This window comes from Burkholderia sp. Ac-20349 (assembly GCF_017104865.1).
GTDB classification, from domain to species: domain Bacteria; phylum Pseudomonadota; class Gammaproteobacteria; order Burkholderiales; family Burkholderiaceae; genus Burkholderia; species Burkholderia aenigmatica.
Window position 1 is genome coordinate 1 of record NZ_JAAGPM010000296.1, and the last position, 2,770, is coordinate 2,770.

Annotated in this window: 4 protein-coding genes; 2 read left to right on the forward strand and 2 right to left on the reverse strand. The window is 65.3% G+C overall.

Going from position 1 to position 2,770, the window contains the following annotated elements; all coding sequences use genetic code 11:
- Positions 1-178: zinc ribbon domain-containing protein (locus tag G3N61_RS38615; protein WP_205825067.1), on the forward strand; the 178-nt coding region annotated here is incomplete at its 5' end.
- 42 nt (positions 179-220) lie between these two features.
- Here the strand turns inward: G3N61_RS38615 and G3N61_RS38620 are convergent.
- The gene (locus tag G3N61_RS38620) at positions 221-373 is read right to left on the reverse strand and encodes a hypothetical protein (RefSeq protein ID WP_179258801.1); all 153 of its coding nucleotides are present in this window, start codon (positions 371-373) and stop codon (positions 221-223) included.
- A 201-nt stretch (positions 374-574) separates the two neighbouring features.
- Entirely contained in the window at positions 575-1,009 is a 435-nt protein-coding gene (locus G3N61_RS38625) for a cupin domain-containing protein (RefSeq protein ID WP_089452810.1), read from the reverse strand.
- 611 nt (positions 1,010-1,620) lie between these two features.
- Here G3N61_RS38625 and G3N61_RS38630 point away from each other — a divergent pair.
- On the forward strand, positions 1,621-2,770 hold a 1,150-nt coding region (locus tag G3N61_RS38630), incomplete at its 3' end, for a DUF1800 domain-containing protein (protein WP_205825065.1).

Below are 2,770 nucleotides of genomic sequence, written 5' to 3' on the forward strand. Positions count from 1 at the left end.
GAGTGCGGATAACCGGACCACGCAGGAAAAATTCGCCTGTGTCGAATGCAGTTACGAGGAGAACGCCGATGTCGTCGGTGCTCTGAACATTCTGGCGCGGGGACACCGCGTTGCAGCCTGTGGAGAGCCGGTGCAGTCGGGCCGCTCCGTGAAGCAGGAACCCGCCGAGGCGATCTGAGATAAGCATTATCGTTTCAGACGCGGTAGGAATCCCCCGTCTTCAGGCGGGGGAGGATGTCAAGTCGAATGCCTTGCCCGCGAGACGTTGCTGGATGTCCGAGGCGGCAGGCGTGGTGGAACCTTCGGGAAAGGCCGATTGATCGGCGAAAGCGATAACGGGAGTCAGCAGGAGGAGGGCGAGCAGCCTGGTCACGATGGGTCTCCGGTGGTACCGATTTCTTGCTCCCGGGCGAGACGATATTGTCGTGACGCGGGGGCGATACGTCTTCTCGAGTCTTGCGCCGGTTCAGGGAAGGGCCAGTGCCCAGCGGACCCGATGCGGCGGCATGGTGCAGATCCCGTGATTCATGTGACGATTGCCTGGGCGTGATCCGGGCCGGCCAGGCTCATCCGTTCAGGATGCCGGTTCGATCCCGTGGCGTCTCATCACGGACTTCACCCGCTCTGGATCCGGTGGGCCGTCCGCGACCAACACCCCGGCCATCTCGCGAAAATAGTCGGGCCCGATGTTGGCAGGCGTAAACACCACAAGCGCACGAACGGGGACATTGCCCGGATTGGAGAAATGATGAACGCTGCCGCGGGGCGAGAAGCAATGATCGCCCGCGTTCAGCACGCGTACGCTGTCGTCGACCCGGTAGGTCAGCGAACCCTCCACGATGCGGATCGTTTCGTCGACGTCGACATGGCGATGCGGAGGCGGGACTTTTGAGAACGGCTGGACGACCATTTCCGCCATTGCCATATGGCCGGCGGTGTCCGTGCCATCGACCAGGAACTGCATCGACAGCGAGCCAATGGTGATCAGTTCGTGACGTGTCGAATTCATCGCGAAACTCCGTCTGGTCAGGGCAAATCGTCATTCGGGCCTGCAGTATCGGCACCGGCGCCGCGACGCGGTGTGCACGGGATCATGTTCCGCGTCGCCCGTTACAAACGCAGGCACGGGCGTGCCGCAGAAGCCGGGTCGGCCGCAATGAAACGTTCGTCGACGAGCAACGGCCGGATGTCGCGATAACACCGCAGAACGCAATCGCGGATCAGTGGCATAGCCTTCACGCGTCACTGCATGGCGCACGCAACCCGCGCCCGGGTGCTCTCGGAATTGTGGCAACGCCGAATGGCCATATCAATGCTCCATTTGCCTACCGGCCGTGTTTCCTGACGATCGACTGCCGGAACAACGCAGGCATCAGTTTTTCCTTCGGGTAGTTAAGCACCTCATGAAACCCGGGTTGCTGCGAGCCGATACGGCCCGATGGTCGAACTTGTCCTTCTCCGCAGTCAACAGGTCGGTGCATCGCCAGTGGATGGCTGTCATCTGAAAGCCAGCAGCAAGCCGAACGTTTCCGCACCATCGCGGAGAAATATTCGTCTTCCCAGCGACGGATTTTCCGCCGACCGGCGTTAAACACGGGTACGCATCGCGAGAGCCCCGTCATGGACCACCCGAACGACATCACACCGGCCGCCATCGCGCTGAACCGTTTCGGTCTCGGCGCGCGGGCCGACGAAGCGCCGCCTGCCGACCCGAAGGCGGCGCTCGTCGCGCAATTCGACCGTTACGACGCGCGGCCCGCCGCGTGGGCTGGCGAGCCCGACGCTGTCGCGCTTGCCACGCGTTTCGCGAATGCACGCAACGCCATGACGGCCAACGATCCGGCAACGAAGCGCGCGACCGAGCAGTCGATCCGGCGCGACGGCAACGACACGTATCGCAGCGCCGTCGTCGCGCGGCTGAACAGCGCGCTGATCACACCCGCGCCGTTCGTCGAGCGACTCGTGCATTTCTGGGCGAACCATTTTGCGGTATCGGTCGACAAGGGGCCGGTGGCGGCCTACGCGGGCGCATTCGAACGCGACGCGATCCGCCCGCACGTGCTCGGCCGTTTCGAGGACATGCTGGTCGCCGTCGAGCAGCATCCGGCGATGCAGCTCTTCCTCGACCAGGCGCGTTCGGTCGGTCCCGACAGCCCAGCCGCGTTGCGTGCCGAAGCACGCAATCCGTCGGCCAAACGCGGGCTCAACGAGAATCTGGCGCGCGAAATCATGGAGCTGCACACGCTCGGCGTACGGACGGGTTACACGCAAGCCGACGTGACGGAATTCGCGCGTGCGCTGACCGGCTGGAGCATCGCCGGCGGGCGCGGCCCGCAGCCCGGCGACGCGGCGCCCGGCGCGTTCGTGTTCCGCCCGAACCTGCACGAGCCCGGCGCACGGACCGTGATGGGGCGCAGCTATGACCAGCCCGGCGAAGCGCAGGCGCGCGAGATCCTGCATGACCTCGCGCATTCGGAGGCGACCGGCCGGCATATCGCGTTCCAGCTGGCTCGTCATTTCGTCGCCGACAATCCGCCGCCCGCGCTGACCGACCGGCTGGCCCGCGCGTTCGATGCGAGCGGCGGCGATTTGCCGACCGTCTACCGCGCGCTCGTCGATGCACCCGATGCGTGGTCGCCGGTCAACCGCAAGTTCAAGACGCCGTGGGAGTGGGCCGTGTCGTCGCTGCGCGGGCTCGGCTGGCGCGACACGGGCGACCTGAAGGCCGCGCCGCTGCTCGCGCAGCTCGGCCAGCCGGTATGGCGGCCCG